Source organism: Streptomyces sp. NPDC058464, from assembly GCF_042721035.1.
Lineage (GTDB): Bacteria > Actinomycetota > Actinomycetes > Streptomycetales > Streptomycetaceae > Streptomyces.
The window spans coordinates 143,633-160,159 of record NZ_JBHXMA010000023.1 but is presented as its reverse complement, the minus strand read 5'-3'; the positions used below and the strand labels follow the sequence as shown (position 1 = coordinate 160,159).

Genomic DNA, 16,527 nt, shown 5'->3' with positions numbered 1-16,527 from the left:
CACCGTCCGCCGCCGTTGACGGCACGGTGACGCGGGCCGAGGACCATGGCCCGGCATGAGTGAACTCGCACGCGGGCGAGGCGGTCGCCGCGATGTCCGCCGAACGACGCCGACGCCGGAGTCCGGCGAAGGACACACCGGGACCGCGGCTTCCCAGGCCTCCCTGACGCGCGTACCGATCTGGGCACGGGGGCCCGGTGCCGGCGCCGGTCACGCGCCGCACTCGGCCGGTGAGCCCCTCGACGCCGGCGTACGGCGCGAGATGGAGGCGCGGCTGGCGACAGACCTCGGGACGGTGCGCGTCCACACGGGAGCCGAGGCCGGCGAGTCCGCCCGTGCGCTCGGAGCGCGTGCCTACACGGTCGGCGCCGACATCGTCTTCGGTGCCGGGCAGTACGCCCCCTCGACGCCGGTCGGCCGGTACCTGCTGGCTCACGAGCTGACGCACGTCGTGCAGCAGGGCCCCGGGACCGCCCCGGCGCGGTCCGGTCCCGGCCCGGCGGCGGCGGAACGCGAGGCGAACGACGTGGCCCGCAGCGCCTCCGGCGCCGGTCACGTGCACGCGCCGGTACGCCGGGACCCGGCCGCGGCCGGACACGTCCAGTGCTTCGACAGCTTCGAGCACGTCCAGCTCGGCGACACGTCCGCCGGCGGTCCCACCGGATACCTCCTGCTCGACGCCCACGCCCGCGACCTGCCGCAGCACGCGACGCCGACCGCCGGATGGCCGCCGGACTGGATCGCCCGCTACAACAACGGCTCGCCGGACCAGCGCCGTGCGATCACCCAGGGCCTGACTTACGGCGAGATCCTGGCGCTGTCCGGGGACATGTACGCCGACATCGACCCCCGGACCCTGGCCACCTCGCTGGTCGGGACGATGCAGCGGATCAACAGCGCGTCGCTGGTGGAGATCTACGACCTCATCCCGATCCTGCATGCGCGCTCGGCCACCGGGGAGTTCGAGATCGCCTCCACCGGGAAGACCGAGGCCGTGACCGGTGGCCGTTACCTGACCCTCGCCGCCCACAACGTCTCGCACTTCTCCAACGTCGGCGACGGCCACAACAACATCGGCACCTGGCGGGAAGGGCACAGGGCCGCGCTCGCGCTGGCCGCCGCCGGCCAGGCGAACGCCGCGTGGGCGATGAACGCGGCCGCCGACCACTTCCTCACCGACGCGTTCGCCGCGGGCCATCTGCGCCCGGACCGGGTGCACGAGGTGCACAGCACGGTGCCGGGGCTGGGCAGCATCAAGAGCAAGATATGGCACGACCTCGACAACGAGTTCGGCGTAGCGGTCCACAACCGGCGAGGTGACCGCTGGCTCGCGTTCGGCGACGACCACCTCAACCAGGTCCGGAACATGGCGCAGAAGTCCTTCGCGGTACGTGCGCCGGACATCCAGGGTGCTTTCGGCGCACTGGCCGGACGGCAGCCGATTCCCGGCATGGTGCCGCCCTCTCCGTTGCTGGAGGGCGACGGTGTGCGCATCGCCCGCGAGGCCGTCGAGGCGTCGAAGGCGGACATCCAGACGGCCCTCGACACACGCAGGGTGCCCGGCGGGCCGTTCACGGCCGAGCACCTCGTGCCGATCGTCGACGACTGGTACGAGGATCGCTGGGGCAAGTCCGACTTCGCCGCGGAGATAGGGGGGTTGGCCGGGACGGAGCTGCCGGGACTGCTGGCCGTGAACGGCGACACGCGCGCCAGGGAATGGATCGCGCGCCAGCCCGAGGGAGCCCTTCGCGACATGCCCCTCGACGAGAAGCTACGGATGACGGACCGCCTGCTCTCCGGAGCGATCGCCGGCGACGACCTCGACGCCGTCGAACGGCTCTACCGGGCCAGTGGTCCCGCCCACCGGTCCGCCCTGCGCAAAGTGATCGAACCCGTGATCCGCGATCGCCAGCTCTCCCGGCTGCGCGCCCTCCTGGGCCGGCCCTGACCGCGGGTACCCGGTACGCCCGCCCGGACCAGCACAGCGGGCTGCCATGCGTCGCCGCCGGTCAGTGTTCGCGGGCGCGCAGGCGGCGCAGCATGCGGGGGTCCTCGAAGCCGACGGCGCGGGCGGCGGCGTCGACCGTGGCGCCGTGGCTGATGAGGTGCTCGGCGTGTTCGAGCCGGAGGGTCTGCTGGTAGCGCAGGGGGGTGAGGCCGCCGGTGGCGCGGGTGAAGAGGCGGGTGAGGGTGCGTTCGCTCACGCCCACGGTCGCGGCCAGGGCGGACAGGGGCAGCGGCTGGTCGTAGCGGGCGTCGAGGAGGTCCTGGGCGTGGTGCACGGTGTCGTCGAGGTGGGACCGGTGCCTGAGCATCGCGCTGGCCTGTGGTTCGTGGCCGTTGCGCCGTGCGTAGACGACCATGTCCCGGGCCACCTGTGCGGCGACGGCGGGGCCGTGCCGGGTGGCGACCAGGTGGAGGGCCAGGTCGATGCCGCTGGCGATGCCGGCCGAGGTGACCACCCGGTCGTCGGCGGTATGCAGGACATCGCGGACCACCGTCGCCCCGGGGTAGCGGCGGGCCAGCTCGTCCTGCACGTCGTGGTGGGTGGTGCAGCGGCGGCCGTCCAGCAGACCGGCCCGGCCGAGCAGTTCGGCTCCGGCGCAGACGCTGGCGACGGTCCCGCCCCCGGTGTGATGGTCCCGGAGGGCCTTGAGGGCGGCCTCCCCGACGGCAGGGCTGCCTGCCAGGGTGGGCGCCCGCCAGCCGGGTACCACGATCAGGTCCTCGGGGCCGAGGTCGGGCCAGTCGGGCCGGGCCACCACGGGCAGGCCCTGAGCGGTGGGGACCAGCGGCTGTTCGGCGACGTAGCTGAAGGTGTAGGGGTGCCCGAAGTCGGAGGCCGTGGAGAAGACCTGTGCGGGGCCCGCCAGGTCCAGCAGGTGGAGTCCGGGCACCAGGAGAAAGGCGATGTGGCTCACGATCCGGTCATCATGCCCGAGACTCCGCCTCGGCTTCCAGCTGTCCCACCGTGGCGATGGTGGCGAAGCGTCCGGCAAGGGCGTACTCCGTGCGCCTGATGATCTCCTCGGCGCTCAGGGTGCGGGGGTCCGACAGCAGCTCGGCGATGCTCCGGTCGGCGGGAGCGTCACGGTGCGCGATGGGGTTGGTCGCGGTGGCGTCGACGACGAAGGTGACCTGGTAGCCGAAGTCGCTCGCGACGCGGGTGGTGGTCTCCACGCACTGCTCGGTCCGGATGCCGCAGACGGTGAGCTCGTGGATGCCGCGCTCGGTGAGGAGCTGCTGCAGGTTGGTGGTGGTGAAGGCGTTGTGCGAGGTCTTGTGGATCAGCGGTTCCGTGTCATCGCGCTGCAATCCGTCCATCAGGCGGACATGGCCGAGGGCGGGGTCGAAGACATCGCCGCTGCCGGGTTCGGAGTGCAGCACCCACACCACCAGGTCCCCGGCCCGGCGGGCGAGCCGCACCAGCCGGCCGACCTGGTCGGCGATCTTCGGGTCGGAGATGGTGTCCCACAGCGGGCGGGCGCGGAAGGACTCCTGGACGTCGATGACGATCAGTGCTCGGGTCATGCCCCCAGCCTGACCGGCGGCACCGCAGCGGCGACAGGCCGCATCGGGTCCCGATGCGGACCGATCCGGTCACTGCCGGAGTCGTGATCACTCCGGCCCCGGGGTTCCCGGCGGACCGGTCGGCGCACCCGCGACAGGACGGCCTGCCGACGGTGACGCGCTCGTGACGGCGCGGTCACGGGGGGCCTGCCATGGTCCGTGGGACGAGAGAACGGAGGGACGACGCGGTGGCGAACTACCAGTCGATCGGATCGGTGGCCGAGGCCGTTGCCCGGCTGTTTCGGCAGGCGTGGCAGCCGGCGCTGCTCGGCGGGATCGAGCCGCAGTTCGACGTGTACCAGGGCAAGGACTTCTCCACCCCGATGGCCCAGGGCGTCTCGGTCTTCGTCTACCAGGTGAACGTCGACCAGATCCAGCGCACCCTGCCACCGGCCGCCTCCGACCGCCGGCGCCCGCTGCCGGTACGGATCTCGTTCCTCCTCACGGCCTGGGGGCAGGACGCGTCCACCGAACACGACCTGCTCGGCTGGGCGATGCGCACGATCGCCGACAGCCCGGTGCTGTCCTCCGGCTTCCTCAACGCCGCCGCACCGGGGGTGTTCCGGCCCGAGGAGACCGTCGAGCTGGTCCCCGTGGACATGAGCGACTACGACGTCTTCCAGCTCTGGCAGGTGCTCCCCGGCAGCCTCCAGCTGTCGGTGCCGTACCTCGCCCGTGTCGTACGCGTCGAGTCCGACCTCACCGTGCCGCAGGGCGCGCCCGTCCAGGTGCGCGAACTGGCCGTGGCTGCAGGCGAAGGAACGGAGGCCGGCTGATGGGCGTCCCCGGAGAGCGCGAGCGGATCGGCTACCGGGCCCCGCTGGCCGTGCGCTGCTTCGACGCGGCCGGTGCGGCCTTCGCCCGGGACGGCCTGAGCGCCGTCGCCTGGCCCGAGAGCGATCCGGCGACGACGGTCCGCGCGACCCCGTCACCCTTCTCGGACCTGCTCGGCTTCGGCGCCCTGCCCGGCCGGCGCGCCGGCCGGCGGGCCCGTTCCACCGACGGCGAGCCACTGAACTGGCCGGTCCCGGCGGCTCCCGAGGCGTTCGTGGTCCGGGTCACCGACCGCGCTCGCCGGTATCTGCCGACGACCCTCCTGGCCGAGGTGCCGGCCGGCACACCGGTCGCCGTACCGCTGTACCCGGCCGCCGGACGGCAGGCGCCGTCCGGCTGGGCGGTCGTCCGGGGGGAACTCCGCGGCGCCCCGGACGGGGCACCTCTCGGGTGGGGGGTGGTGGAGGTGTCGACCGACGCCGGCCGCCACACCACCGTGAGCGACGCCGACGGCCGTTTCCTGCTCTGCCTTCCCTACCCCGAGGCCCTGCCGGAGCTGCCCGATCAGCCCGGCGCGGCGGCGGGCCCCGCACCCGCGGGCCTCGCCTCCCTCACCTGGCCGGTCACCGTGGCGGTCCGCTGCCAGCCCGGTGCCCTGCGCCGGCCGGTGGAGCCGGCCCCGCAGGACCCGCCGTACCTGGACTCGATCCTCGGGCAGGCGCCCGCGCGGATCGACCCCGGCGGCGGACCCCAGCCGACCGTCACCGAGACCCTCACGTTCGGTACCGCCCTGGTGCTGCCGCTCACGGTGGTGCCCTCGTGAACCCCGGCTCGGTCCCCGAGCCCCGGCCCAACCCAACGAAACCCAGCCCCAGCCCAGTCGAACGAGCCGCGGAGGCGACCCGACGATGCCCCAATACCTAGCACCCGGTGTCTACGTCGAAGAGGTCGCTGGCCCCCGAACGATCCAGGGAGTCAGCACCAGCACGGCGGCCTTCATCGGGCCCACCCGTTCCGGCCCCACCAGCGGCCGGCCCGAACTGCTCACCTCCTACGCCGACTTCACCCGTCTCTTCGGCGACGCCGTCGATCTCGAGTTCGAGGACGCCGGTCGCTTCCCCAACTACCTCGCGCTCGGCGTCAAGGGCTTCTTCGACGAGGGCGGCAGCAGCCTGTACGTGATGCGCACGTTCGCCCGCACCGACGCGGACGCCCCCGAGAACGACCACGGTCTCGGTTCCGTGCCCCGCGACACCGACGCGGTCCGGCTGAGCCTGCGCGCACGCTTCCCCGGACAGGCCGGGAACCTGCGCGTCACCCTCACCCTCCGCTCCGGCACCAACGCGCTCACCGCCGCCGGGGACCTCACCCGGGTACGGGAGTTCGACACCGTCTGGGCGACCAGGACCGCCTCCGACGACAAGGGCGTGTTCACCGTCCGCCGGGACACCACCACCGGGGCCTGGACCCTCACCGGCGGCGCGTTCGCGCTGCCGCTGGACGAGGCGAGCGGCGTCTACCCGCTCACCGCCCTGGTCGAGGTGCAGCACCCGACCGTCGACGCCCAGGGCCTGCCCGCCTTCGGACCGCCCCAGGCGGTCGGCGAGTTCGGGTTCGACCCCCGGGCGGCCGGCACCGGCATCACCACCGTCCTCACGGCGAACCCGCCCACCCGCCGGGCCGCGCTCAGCGTCCCGATCGCCGTGGAGGGTGTGGCCGGGCTGGGCCAGGTGTCACCCGACGACCTGCCCCGGGTGATCGCCGCGGCGCTCTTCGACGCCAGCATCCTGGAGACCAGCCCCGCGGCGACCACCCCGCTGCAGCTGCGGCAGCGCGTGGTCACACTCACCGGCGGCACGGACGGCAACGCCCCCGACATCACCGAGTACGAGGGCGACCCGACCGGCTTCGCCGACTACCAGAACAACCCCACCGCGCTGCCGTTCAACGGGCTGCTCGCCTTCGAGTCGGTCGACGACATCTCCATCGTCGCCGCGCCCGGCTCCTCCACCGGCTGGGACCGCACGACCGCCGCCCAGGGCAAGGCGCGCGCGATCGCCAACGCGGTGATCAACCACAGCGAGCGGATGATCTACCGGGTGGCCGCGCTGGACACACCGCCGGGCTTCCTGCCCGACGAGGCGCTGGACTACCGCAACCAGCGGTCCTCGACGCACGCCGCGCTGTACTACCCGTGGATCACCGTCAGCAGCCCCCTCGACGGAAGCCGGGTCGACGTGCCGCCCGCCGCCTACATGGCCGGGATCTGGGCGCGCAGCGACGCCGCCCGCGGCGTGATCAAGGCACCGGCCAACGAGGTCGTCCGCTCCGCGCTCGACTTCGAGACCCGGCTCAACAAGGCCCAGCAGGAACTCCTCAACCCGCAGGGCGTCAACTGCCTGCGCTTCTTCCCCGGTCCCGGGTTCCTCGTGTGGGGCGCCCGCACCGTCTCCGACGACCCGGAGTGGAAGTACCTGAGCATCCGCCGGTACTTCAACTTCCTGGAGAAGTCGATCGACCAGGGCACCCAGTGGGTCGTCTTCGAGGTCAACGGACCCGCCCTGTGGGACGCCGTACGGCACACGGTCGAGGGGTTCCTGTTCAACGAGTGGAAGAGCGGTGCCCTGCTGGGCGCCAAGCCCGAGCAGGCGTACTTCGTGCGCTGCGACGCCTCCACGATGACCGCCGACGACCTCGACAACGGCCGGCTGATCTGCGTCGTCGGCGTCGCGGCGGCCAAGCCCGCCGAGTTCGTCGTCTTCCGGATCAGCCAGTGGACGGCCACCCAGACGGCCTGAGAGCGGACGGCCCGAGAGACGACGGCACCCACGGCCGGACAGCGGCCAACCGATGAGGAGCGGCAATGGCAACCCAACGTGACAACCCCTACGGCGGTTTCAACTTCCTGGTCGACTTCGCGACCGGCGACGCGAGCACGGTGCGCGGCGGTTTCCAGGAGGTCAGCGGCATGAACATCGAGGTGACCTCGGCGGACTACCGCGCCGGGAACTCGCCGGTCAACCATCCGATCAAGGTGAACGGCGTCTACAAGATCGGCGACGTGACCTTCAAGCGCGGGCTGATCGGCGCGCTGGACCTGTTCCAGTGGGTGGACGCGATCCGTTCCGGCGATCAGTCCGCGCTGCGCACCGTGCACGTGTCCTTGCAGGACGAGGCGCACAACGGCCCCGTGATGACCTGGACCCTGCTGAACGCGCGGCCGCTGCGCTACACCGCGCCGTCGCTCAACGCCAAGGCGGGCTCCGAGGTGGCGATCGAGGAACTCGTCCTGTCCGTCGAAGACATGAGCGTGGAGTAGCCCCCATGGCCGCCTCGACCCTCACGTTCTCGGGACGCCTGCCCGGCGTCGACGTCGCCGCCGCACCGCCCGCGGCCGACCTGCCGTTACGGCTGGACGGCGCGGCCTTCGTGGGATTCGCCCCGCTCGGCCCGCTCGACCTGCCGGTCGCTGTCGAGGACGTCAACCAGTTCACCGCCGTCTTCGGGGGCGAACTGGTGTTGGCCACCGACGCCGGTGTGCCGGTGTACGCGCGCCTGGCCGGGGCGGTCAGAGCGTTCTTCGACAACGGCGGGCGGCGCTGCCACGTGGTGCGGGTGGCCGGTCCCGGCGCCCGACCGGCCCGGTGGACGGTGCCCGGGCTGCGGATCTGGCAGCCGGACGGCACCGTGACCGGGGCCGTCGTGGAGGCGGCCTGGCCGGGCGCCTGGTCCGCGGGCATCCAGCTCGCCACCCAGCTGCTGCCCCGGCCGCTCGCCCTCGCGGGCAGCTACCGGCGGTCCACGGCGACAGCCCCCGGACAGTACCTGCCCGCCACAGCCGACCCGGTCCCGGTGCAGCCGGGCGACCTGCTGCGGTTCACCTTCGGCCCCGGCCACCCCGCCCTGTACACCTTGGTGCGGGGCCGACTGCCCGGCACCGCCGCGGTCGCCATGGACACCGAGATGCCGTACACCGCCGCGTCGGACACGGCGGCCGAGGACCGCCCCGACCCGGGCGCGCTGGCCGGGTTCCCCGCCGAACTCCCGGTCGTGACAGCCGAGTTGCTGCGGATGGACCTGGTTGTCAGGCAACTCGGGTCCGACGGTGCGCGGTTGCTCGACCGGCAGACGGACCTCGCCTTCAACGCGGCCGTGTCCACGGCCGGTCCGGCGGCGGTCCGGCCGGTCCCGACGGTCCGGCCGGTGTGGACGGACGTCCTGCAGCCCGCCGGCGACCAGGCACCCGACGGCGGCCGGTCGACGGTGCTGCGCACGGACGCCGACTCCCTGTCGGCCGCGGCGACCGGTCTGGTGGTGCCCGTCGGCATGAGCCCGCCCGGCGCCGTCACCGACGCCGCCGACCCCGACGTCACCGGCTCCGACGACCTCGGCACCTTCCCCGTAGGGTCCTTCACCGACCCGGCGCTGGCGACGGCGACCGTGTACACCCTGACCGAGGACGCGGCCCGACTGACCGGGCCGGCCCGCCCCACCGGCCGGCCCACCGGGATCCACGCCCTGCTGGGCGTCGACGAGGTCGCCCTGGTGGCCGTACCCGACGCCACCCACCTCGGCTGGTCCCCGGCGCCCGCGGGCCCGGACCAGGCCCCCGGCCCGCCCGTCCTCGACGACCCGGCCGCCTACGACGAGGCCGCGCTGCTCGCCGTGCAGAGCGCGCTGGTGACGATGTGCGCGGCGCGCGGCGACCTGGTGGCGCTGCTCGGCGTCCCGGCGCACTACGACGCCGGCCAGGTGCTCGGCTGGCAGCAACGACTCACCACCCGCGGGCCGTTGTCCAACGCCGGCACCTCCGGTACGTCGCCGCTGAGCTACGCCGCCTACTGGCATCCGTGGCTGCGGGTCCTGGAGAACGACCCGCGCTCCACCGCCCCGCTGCGCACCGTGCCGCCCGACGGGACGGTGGCCGGCACCATCGCCGCCCGTGAACTGGCCCGCGGTGCCTGGATCGCCCCGGCGAACCTGCCGCTGCGCGGCCCCGTACAGCTCGCCCCGGCGCTGACCGGCACCGAGACCGCCCAGCTGTTCGACGCGCACGCCAACCTGCTGCGCCAACGGCCCGGCACCATCACCGCGCTCAGCGCGCACACCCTGTCGGCCGATCCGGCGCTGCTCCAGCTCTCCGTACGGCGGCTGCTGATCCTGCTGCGCAGGACCGCGCTGGCAGAGGGCGCCCGCTACACCTTCGAGACCGACAACGACCGGTTCCGGCAGCTGGTGCGGGCGCGGTTCGAACGGGTCCTCGCCGCGCTGGCCGCCCGGGGCGCGTTCGTGGACCAACGGGTGACCACCGCCGAGGGCGACGACGGCACCGTGATCATCACCCTCCAGGTCGCCCCGAGCAGTCCGGTCGAGTTCATCACCGTCAGCCTGGTCCGCTCCGGCGAGGGCCTGCTCGACGTACGGGAGGGCTGACGATGGCAGCCAACGATCCGCTCTTCACCGCTTTCCGGTTCGACGTGACCCTCGACCTGGACGTCGCCACGCCCGGTTTCACCGGTCCGCTGTGCGACGCGGCCTTCGCCGAGTGCGAGGGCCTGGAGATGACGATGCAGCCGAGGACCGTCGAGGTCGGCGGCATGAACGACGGCCAGGTCCACCTCGTCGGCCCCGTCACCCACGGACAGCTCACCCTGCGGCGCGGCATGACCGACAACCTCCAGCTCTGGCGCTGGTTCACCCTGGGGACCCGCCCCGGCACCGTCCGTACGGCGCTCGGCAAGATCACCCTGCGCGCCGCCGACGGCACTCCCGCGCTGCGGTTCACCCTGACCCACTGCCTGCCGGTACGCATGCGCGCACCGGCCCTGCACGCCCGCGACGGGCTGATCGCCGTCGAGGAGCTCGGGCTCGTCTACGAGCACCTCGACATCGCCCTGCCCGACGACCCCACGCCGTCCGCCGCACCCGGCACCCCGGCCACGGCCTCACTGGGCGGGGGGTCCCTCTGATGGGCACGGCGACCATCACCGAGTGGGACCTGGTCAAGCACCAGAAGGTCGACCCGGGCGTCCACTTCGTCGTCGACTTCGACCCGAAGAGCCTGCGGCTCACGTACAGCCCGACGGGCGTCGTCGGCGCCGACGCGGCCACCAAGTCGGGCGCCCTGAGCAAGTTCGCGTCCCAGCAGACCGGACAGTCGACCACGCTGAGTGTCGAACTCGTCTTCGACACCACTGCCGAGAACACCTCGGTCCAGGCCAGGACCGGGAAGATCGTCCGGTTCACCGAGCCGGACACCTCCCGTCCCGGCACCCCGGCACGGCGCGGCATGCGGTTCGCCTGGGGCTCGTTCCTCTTCGACGGCGTCGTGCAGAGCCTCGGCCAGACCATCGACTTCTTCTCCGACACCGGCATCCCGCTGCGGGCCACGGTGGAGATGACGCTCACCGGCGTGCAGCCGCCCGACCAGAGCGCGGCTCCGCCGCCGCCCGCCCCGCCCGTGAGCTTCGGCGCCGGAGCCGGGGCGGGCGCCGCCCCCGCCGCCGTTCCGGTCGGCACCACACCGCTGACGCTCAGCCAGTCCGGGGACACCGTGCAGTCGATCGCGGCACGCTCGGGCGCCGGCGTCTCGTGGAAGACCATCGCCGCCGCCAACGGCATCGACAACCCGAGGCTGCTCCCACCGGGCACCGTCCTCGACCCCAGTGCCCGTCTCTCGTGACCCGGAAGGACCGGACCACCCGTGCGCATCGACATCAACGAGCTGGAGATCCTCGAACCGGACACCCCGGCGGGACCGGACGCGGACACCGCCGCGGACGGAGACCCGACACGCCGGCCCGTCACGGACCTGGGCGAGCATCTGAGGCGCTGGGAGCGCGAGACCCGCGCCCGCGAACAGCGGCTGCTGGCGGACTGAGCCATGAGCCCGCTGCTCGCGGCCTACCTGTCCACCCCGGCCATCGCCCTGAACGGAACGGTCGACCCCGGCGCGGCCGGCGACCTGATGGCGCTGACGGTCGAGGAGACCACCGCAGGCCTGTCCTGGTGCGAGGCCACCTTCAGCAACTGGGGAGCCCGCGACGCGGTGCCCGGCTACCGGTACCTCAGCGGCGACCCGATCGACCTCGGCACCCCGCTGAGGGTGTCCTTCTCGACCGACGGCACGGACAGCCCGGTCTTCGACGGAAAGGTCAGCGCCCTCCAGGCCGACTACCCCGCCGACCGCCCGGCGCGGGCGCTGGTGTTCGCCGAGGACCGGCTCCAGGACCTCCGGCTCACCCGGCGCACCCGCACCTTCGACGACGCCACCACCGCCGACATCGCCGGCCGGCTCGCCCGCGACCACGGCCTGACCGCGGACGTGGACCTCGACGGCCCGGTCCGCAAGGTCACCGCCCAGCTCAACCAGAGCGACCTGGCGTTCCTGCGCGGCCTCGCCCGCAGCGACGACGGCGAGGTCCAGCTCGACGGCGGCACCCTGCGCGTCCGGCGCCGACCCGACCGGACCGGGGACACGCTGAGCCTGGACTACGGCGGCGACCTGCTGTCGTTCTCCGTCCGCGCGGACCTGGCGCACCAGGTCACGGAGATCGCGGTGACCGGCTGGTCGGTCGCGGACAAGGCGGCCGTCCTGGAGACCGCGGACGACGGCGTCCTGGCCGCCGAGCTGGCACCCGGCCAGCGTGGCGGATCGTCGGTCCTGGCGGCCGCGTTCGCCGCACGCAGCGAACGGATCGTCCGGTCCGTGCCGCTCGACGGCGACGACGCGCGGGCCCAGGCGAGGGCCGCCTACCTGGAGCGGGCCCGCCGGTTCGTGTCCGGGACCGGCCTCACCGCGGGCAACCCCGCCCTGCGCGTCGGCATCCGGGTGCGCCTCACCGGCCTCGGCACCGTCTTCGACGGCGACTACTACGTCTGCCGGGTCCGGCACAGCTACGACCTCGCCCAGGGCTACCGCACCGAGTTCGACGTCGAGCGGCCCGGACTGGAGAGTGCCCGATGACCACGCCGCGCGCACAGTACTTCGGGATGTATCCCGCGGTGGTCTGCGACAACCAGGACCCCGAACGACAGGGCCGGGTCAAGGTGCGGCTGCCCTGGTCGCCCGACCCCGGCGGCGACGAGTACGCCGTATGGGCCCGGCTGGCGACCACGATGGCCGGCGGCGGCCGCGGCACCTGGTTCGTCCCGGAGACCGGCGACGAGGTCCTGGTCGGATTCGGCGGCGGCGACCCCAACTGGCCCTATGTGATAGGTGCGTTGTGGAACGGACAGGACGAGCCGCCGGAGTCCATGGACGACGGCAACAACCTCAGGTCGATCGTCTCCCGGACCGGGATCCGCATCACCCTCGACGACACCGACGGTGCCGTCACCCTCTCCCTGCGCACCCCGGGCGGCCAGCAGCTGACCCTGGAGGACGGCGGCAGCACGATCCGGCTCGCCGATTCCGGCGGCAACTCGCTGGAGATGGCACCGGCCGGCATCACCCTCACCGCCGCCGGCACGCTCTCCATCAAGGCCCAGGCCCTCCAGATCGACGCGGGTTCGGCCAAGTCGAGTCCGGCGATGTGGTCCCACGACGGAGCGATCAAGTGCGACACGCTCATCGCCAACAACGTGGTGGGCAAGATCTACGCCGGCGGCGCCGGGAACCTCCAGTGAGCGCCGGACCCGAGCGGCTCCAGTGGACCGCCCCCGCACCGTTGTGGGCCGCGGACACCGTCGGCACCACCAGCCCGGCCTTCCTGCGCCCGCTGATCGCCGAACTGGACACCGACGACTTCCTCGACGTGTTCCTGGCGACGACCGGCGGCACCGGCGGCCGGACCCCCACGGACCTGGCCGGCCTCCCGCCCACCCCGGCCCCCGACGGCGCGTACCCGCTGTACTGGCCGACGGCCCACCGCTACTACCTCGTCGCGGCGAGCCTCGTCTGCCGCCGGCCGGGGATCCCCGACCACGCCGTACGACCCGCGCTCGGCGAACGGCCGTTCTTCGTCATCCGCCCGGCCGCCGCGGCCGGACCCGACGACGCGCTGCTGCCCGGCGAGCGGCAACTGCCGCTGCACGCCACACCGGTCGCCGCCTTCGCACCACCCGGTTCCGCCGCGGCCACCCTCGGCATGGCGGCCGGCGGCCGGTCGACACGCTCCCTCTTCTACGGGTTCGTCCCGGTGTCCGACGGCGACCCGTTCGTGCGCGACCCCACCGCCCACGTCATCCGTACCGTCCTCGCCCGCGACACCTGCCCGCCGGTGCTCGGCGCACCCAGCCACCCCTTCGTCTTCGCCGGTCCGCTGCCGCCTCCCATCGGCCTGCGCACCGGCCTCTTCCCGACGGGCCTCCTCCCGACGGGCCTCCTCCCGACGGGCCTCCCGAAAGGACCGACACCATGACAACGCCGGCAGCGCTCTACGGACAGGGCATCTCGTTCCCGCCCCGCGTCGGCCCCGACGGCGGCATCGTCAGGTCCGTGGGCGAGACCAACGTCCGCGAGTCCGTCGTCACGATCCTGCGCACCCGCCCAGGGGAACGGGTCGAACGCCCGGCCTTCGGCTGCGGCCTCGACCGGTACCTGTTCGAACCGAACACGGTGGCCACGCTCCGGCTGATCGTCGAGGACGTCCAGCGCGCCGTGACCCGCTGGGAGCCGCGCATCAGGCTGGAGGACGTCACCGCCGACGTCAACGCCGCCGACCCGCGCGACGTGGACCTCACCCTCGTCTACACCCTGATCGCCACCGGGGACCGCGAACGACTGCGCATGACCCTCGGCGCGGAAGGCCAGGACCAGCCGTGACCCTGCCGATTCCGGTCCTCGACGACCGTTCCTTCGACCAGCTCGTCCAGGAGGCGCTGGCCCGCGTCCCGGTGCACACACCGGAGTGGTCCAACCTCAACGAGTCCGACCCCGGTGTCACCCTCCTCGAACTGTTCGCGTTCCTCACCGAGAACCTGCTCTACCGCAGCAACCGCATCCCCGAGGCCAACCGGCTCAAGTTCCTCAGCATGCTGGGCATCGCCCTCCAGCCGCCGAGCCCCGGCACCGGCCTGGTCACGGTCGGCAACGACAAGGGGCCGCTCGCCCCGGCGCTGCCGCTGCCCGCGGGCACCGAACTGCGGGCCGGGCAGGTCCCGTTCACCACGAGCACCCCGCTGGCCGTACTGCCCGTGACGTCGGCGCTGTACTACAAGCAGCCGCAGACCGCCCTGGACGCCGCCACCCGCAGCCGCTACCAGCTCATCTACCAGACGTTCCTGGAGACCGACACCGACGTCCTCACCTTCTACAAGCCGGTGGCGCTCGACCCGCCGGCCACCGGCAAGCCGGACCCGGTCGTCGACCTCGGCGACCCGGTGAACGGCACCGTCGACCGCTCGCTCTGGGTCGCGCTGCTCGCGCCGAAGAACGCCGACCTCGACGGGGTACGGCGGGCGATCGCCGGCCAGAGCCTGTCGATCGGCGTCTACCCGGCGACCCGGGTCGCCGGACAGGTGCTGCCACCGCAGCAGACCGGCACCCGGACCGCCGACCCCGGGCTGGTGTTCGAGATCGCCGCACCGGAACCCGATCCGTCCGGCCTGTCCGGCCCCGGCTTCGGAGTCGGCCCGGCCCGCTACACCCGGCTCCCGGTGACCTACGCCGAGCCCGTCCTCGAACGGCCCGGCCTGGTCCAGGTCACGCTGCCGCCGTACGAACAACTGCTGCTGTGGAACTTCGACCCCGAGGAGGAGGGCACCGGCGACTTCCCGCCCCGCGTCGACGACGCGGCGGTCGCCGCCCGCCTGGTCACCTGGATCCGACTGCGGTACGAGCCCACGGCGGCCGGCACCGGCACGGGATCGGATGCGGGTTCGGGATCGGGCTGCGGTTGTGGTTGCGGGAGTTCGGCCACGGACTCGTCCGCCACGACGTCCACGACGACTCCGGCCTCACTGTCGGCCGCGACCGGCGGCCCCACCGGCCGGATCACCTGGGCCGGGGTCAACGCCACCCGCGCGGTGCAGTCCGTGACGGTCCCGGCCGAGCGCGTCGGAACCGGCACGGGCACCCCGTTCCAGACCTTCACCCTGGCCCGGACCCCGGTCCTCGGCGACGACGCGCCGGGCGGACTCACCGTCGAGGTCCAGGACACCGACGACACCTGGCACGCCTGGTCCGAGATCGACGACATCTACGCCGCGGGCCCCGACGACACCGTCTTCACCCTCGAACGCGCCACCGGAAAGCTCCTGTTCGGCAACGGCCTGACCGGGCGGCGCCCCGCGCGCGGGGCCGCGATCCGGGCCTCGTACTCCTCCGGCGGCGGACTCCAGGGACAGGTCGCGATCGGCGGGATCAACCGCAGCGCCGCGCTGCCCGGCGGCTTCAGCCTCACCAACCCGGTACCCACGTGGGGCGCGGGCGACGGGGAGTCCACCGCCGACGGCGAAAGCGCCGTGACCCGCTGGCTGCGCCACCGCGACCGGCTCGTCACCGCCGACGACTTCCGCGACCTCACCCGGCGCACCCCGGGCGTCGACCTCGGCCGTGTCGAGGTGCTGCCCCTGTTCAACCCCGACCGGCCCGGCGAACCGCAGGACTGGGCCGGCATGGTGACCGTCCTGGTCGTCCCCCGCTCCGATCCGCTGCACCCGACGGCCCCGCTGCCGGACCGCCAGTTCCTGGGTGCCGTCTGCGGGTGGCTGGACCCGCGCCGGCTGGTCACCACCGAACTGCACGTACGCGGACCGGAGTACCAGCCGATCCGGGTCTCCGTCGGGATCGTCGCACTGCCCGGCCAGGTGCCGTCCATCGTCGAACAGGCCGTCACCCGGGCCGTGGAGACCTACCTCTCCCCGCTGACCGGCGGCCTTCCGGCCACGGCGGCCGACGACGGCGGCCTGATCACACCCACGGCGACCGGCACCGGCTGGCCCCTGGGCGTCGACGTCCGGCCGCAGGACATCGAGGCGATCGCCACCCGCGTCCCGGGGGTGCGCTACGTCGACTCCGTCCTGATCGCCATGACCGCCGCGGACGGCAGCATCGTCTCTCCGGTGGACGCGGTGCCGATCAGCGGCCTGCGCCTGCCTGCCGCGACCGTGACCGTCGTCTCCGGGACCGCGCCCGACCCGGCCGCCCTGACCGGCGGCAGCCAGCCCGCATCGCCGACCCAGGTACCGGTCCCGGTCGTTCCCGACACCTGCTGACCGGCGACCGCCGCACCCGGGACC

General features: G+C 73.3%; 16 protein-coding genes. 14 read left to right on the top strand and 2 right to left on the bottom strand.

The annotated features are described in order from the left end of the window. Window positions 1-55: 55 nt before the first annotated feature. Entirely contained in the window at window positions 56-1,948 is a 1,893-nt protein-coding gene (locus tag ACFWPQ_RS28750) for a DUF4157 domain-containing protein (RefSeq protein WP_384040751.1), read from the top strand. Between the two features lie 61 nt (window positions 1,949-2,009). On the opposite strand, the gene ACFWPQ_RS28745 is transcribed toward ACFWPQ_RS28750, so the two are convergent. Beyond that, window positions 2,010-2,921 carry a GlxA family transcriptional regulator gene (locus tag ACFWPQ_RS28745; RefSeq protein ID WP_384040748.1) on the bottom strand — a complete coding sequence of 304 codons (912 nt, stop codon included), beginning with the start codon at window positions 2,919-2,921 and terminating at the stop codon, window positions 2,010-2,012. 10 nt (window positions 2,922-2,931) lie between these two features. Next, window positions 2,932-3,531 carry a cysteine hydrolase family protein gene (locus ACFWPQ_RS28740; RefSeq protein ID WP_384040745.1) on the bottom strand — a complete coding sequence of 200 codons (600 nt, stop codon included), beginning with the start codon at window positions 3,529-3,531 and terminating at the stop codon, window positions 2,932-2,934. A 227-nt stretch (window positions 3,532-3,758) separates the two neighbouring features. On the opposite strand from ACFWPQ_RS28740, the gene ACFWPQ_RS28735 reads away from it, so the two are divergent. The 13 genes from ACFWPQ_RS28735 (at window position 3,759) to ACFWPQ_RS28675 (ending at window position 16,503) form a co-directional block, all read left to right on the top strand. Further along, window positions 3,759-4,346, top strand: a complete 588-nt coding sequence (locus tag ACFWPQ_RS28735) for a DUF4255 domain-containing protein (protein ID WP_384040742.1) — start codon at window positions 3,759-3,761, stop codon at window positions 4,344-4,346. Further along, complete coding sequence (locus ACFWPQ_RS28730; protein WP_384040739.1) at window positions 4,346-5,167, top strand: hypothetical protein; 822 nt, start codon at window positions 4,346-4,348, stop codon at window positions 5,165-5,167. The genes ACFWPQ_RS28735 and ACFWPQ_RS28730 overlap by 1 nt, the downstream gene beginning before the upstream one ends. Window positions 5,168-5,252: 85 nt before the next feature. Then, complete coding sequence (locus ACFWPQ_RS28725; protein ID WP_384040736.1) at window positions 5,253-7,142, top strand: phage tail sheath family protein; 1,890 nt, start codon at window positions 5,253-5,255, stop codon at window positions 7,140-7,142. Window positions 7,143-7,207: 65 nt separating this feature from the next. Beyond that, the gene (locus ACFWPQ_RS28720) at window positions 7,208-7,663 is read left to right on the top strand and encodes a phage tail protein (protein ID WP_384040733.1); all 456 of its coding nucleotides are present in this window, start codon (window positions 7,208-7,210) and stop codon (window positions 7,661-7,663) included. 5 nt (window positions 7,664-7,668) lie between these two features. Continuing rightward, the gene (locus ACFWPQ_RS28715; RefSeq protein ID WP_384040730.1) at window positions 7,669-9,777 is read left to right on the top strand and encodes a hypothetical protein; all 2,109 of its coding nucleotides are present in this window, start codon (window positions 7,669-7,671) and stop codon (window positions 9,775-9,777) included. Between the two features lie 2 nt (window positions 9,778-9,779). Then, window positions 9,780-10,313, top strand: a complete 534-nt coding sequence (locus tag ACFWPQ_RS28710) for a phage tail protein (protein ID WP_361296860.1) — start codon at window positions 9,780-9,782, stop codon at window positions 10,311-10,313. Next, entirely contained in the window at window positions 10,313-11,026 is a 714-nt protein-coding gene (locus ACFWPQ_RS28705) for a LysM peptidoglycan-binding domain-containing protein (RefSeq protein ID WP_384040725.1), read from the top strand. Before ACFWPQ_RS28710 ends, ACFWPQ_RS28705 begins: the two co-directional genes overlap by 1 nt. A 21-nt stretch (window positions 11,027-11,047) precedes the next feature. Beyond that, window positions 11,048-11,224: a hypothetical protein gene (locus tag ACFWPQ_RS28700; protein WP_384040722.1), complete on the top strand. Its 177-nt coding sequence runs from the start codon at window positions 11,048-11,050 to the stop codon at window positions 11,222-11,224. A gap of 3 nt (window positions 11,225-11,227) precedes the next feature. Further along, on the top strand, window positions 11,228-12,310 hold the full coding sequence (locus ACFWPQ_RS28695; protein ID WP_384040719.1) for a phage late control D family protein: 1,083 nt from the start codon (window positions 11,228-11,230) through the stop codon (window positions 12,308-12,310). Next, on the top strand, window positions 12,307-12,972 hold the full coding sequence (locus tag ACFWPQ_RS28690; RefSeq protein ID WP_384040716.1) for a phage baseplate assembly protein V: 666 nt from the start codon (window positions 12,307-12,309) through the stop codon (window positions 12,970-12,972). Before ACFWPQ_RS28695 ends, ACFWPQ_RS28690 begins: the two co-directional genes overlap by 4 nt. Then, window positions 12,969-13,706: a hypothetical protein gene (locus tag ACFWPQ_RS28685; RefSeq protein WP_384040713.1), complete on the top strand. Its 738-nt coding sequence runs from the start codon at window positions 12,969-12,971 to the stop codon at window positions 13,704-13,706. Before ACFWPQ_RS28690 ends, ACFWPQ_RS28685 begins: the two co-directional genes overlap by 4 nt. Further along, a complete protein-coding gene (locus ACFWPQ_RS28680; protein WP_361296876.1) occupies window positions 13,703-14,110 on the top strand; it encodes a GPW/gp25 family protein in 408 nt (135 codons plus the stop codon). Before ACFWPQ_RS28685 ends, ACFWPQ_RS28680 begins: the two co-directional genes overlap by 4 nt. Next, a complete protein-coding gene (locus tag ACFWPQ_RS28675) occupies window positions 14,107-16,503 on the top strand; it encodes a putative baseplate assembly protein (protein WP_384040710.1) in 2,397 nt (798 codons plus the stop codon). The genes ACFWPQ_RS28680 and ACFWPQ_RS28675 overlap by 4 nt, the downstream gene beginning before the upstream one ends. Window positions 16,504-16,527: the final 24 nt, after the last annotated feature.

Excerpts from the sequence above, each read along its gene's own strand:
- ACFWPQ_RS28695 (WP_384040719.1), top strand. The coding sequence starts at position 11,228 with ATGAGCCCGCTGCTCGCGGCCTACCTGTCCACCCCGGCCATCGCCCTG.
- ACFWPQ_RS28730 (WP_384040739.1), top strand. The coding sequence starts at position 4,346 with ATGGGCGTCCCCGGAGAGCGCGAGCGGATCGGCTACCGGGCCCCGCTG.
- ACFWPQ_RS28690 (WP_384040716.1), top strand. The coding sequence starts at position 12,307 with ATGACCACGCCGCGCGCACAGTACTTCGGGATGTATCCCGCGGTGGTC.
- ACFWPQ_RS28715 (WP_384040730.1), top strand. The coding sequence starts at position 7,669 with ATGGCCGCCTCGACCCTCACGTTCTCGGGACGCCTGCCCGGCGTCGAC.
- ACFWPQ_RS28705 (WP_384040725.1), top strand. The coding sequence starts at position 10,313 with ATGGGCACGGCGACCATCACCGAGTGGGACCTGGTCAAGCACCAGAAG.
- ACFWPQ_RS28710 (WP_361296860.1), top strand. The coding sequence starts at position 9,780 with ATGGCAGCCAACGATCCGCTCTTCACCGCTTTCCGGTTCGACGTGACC.
- ACFWPQ_RS28720 (WP_384040733.1), top strand. The coding sequence starts at position 7,208 with ATGGCAACCCAACGTGACAACCCCTACGGCGGTTTCAACTTCCTGGTC.
- ACFWPQ_RS28725 (WP_384040736.1), top strand. The coding sequence starts at position 5,253 with ATGCCCCAATACCTAGCACCCGGTGTCTACGTCGAAGAGGTCGCTGGC.
- ACFWPQ_RS28680 (WP_361296876.1), top strand. The coding sequence starts at position 13,703 with ATGACAACGCCGGCAGCGCTCTACGGACAGGGCATCTCGTTCCCGCCC.
- ACFWPQ_RS28750 (WP_384040751.1), top strand. The coding sequence starts at position 56 with ATGAGTGAACTCGCACGCGGGCGAGGCGGTCGCCGCGATGTCCGCCGA.
- ACFWPQ_RS28740 (WP_384040745.1), bottom strand. The coding sequence starts at position 3,531 with ATGACCCGAGCACTGATCGTCATCGACGTCCAGGAGTCCTTCCGCGCC.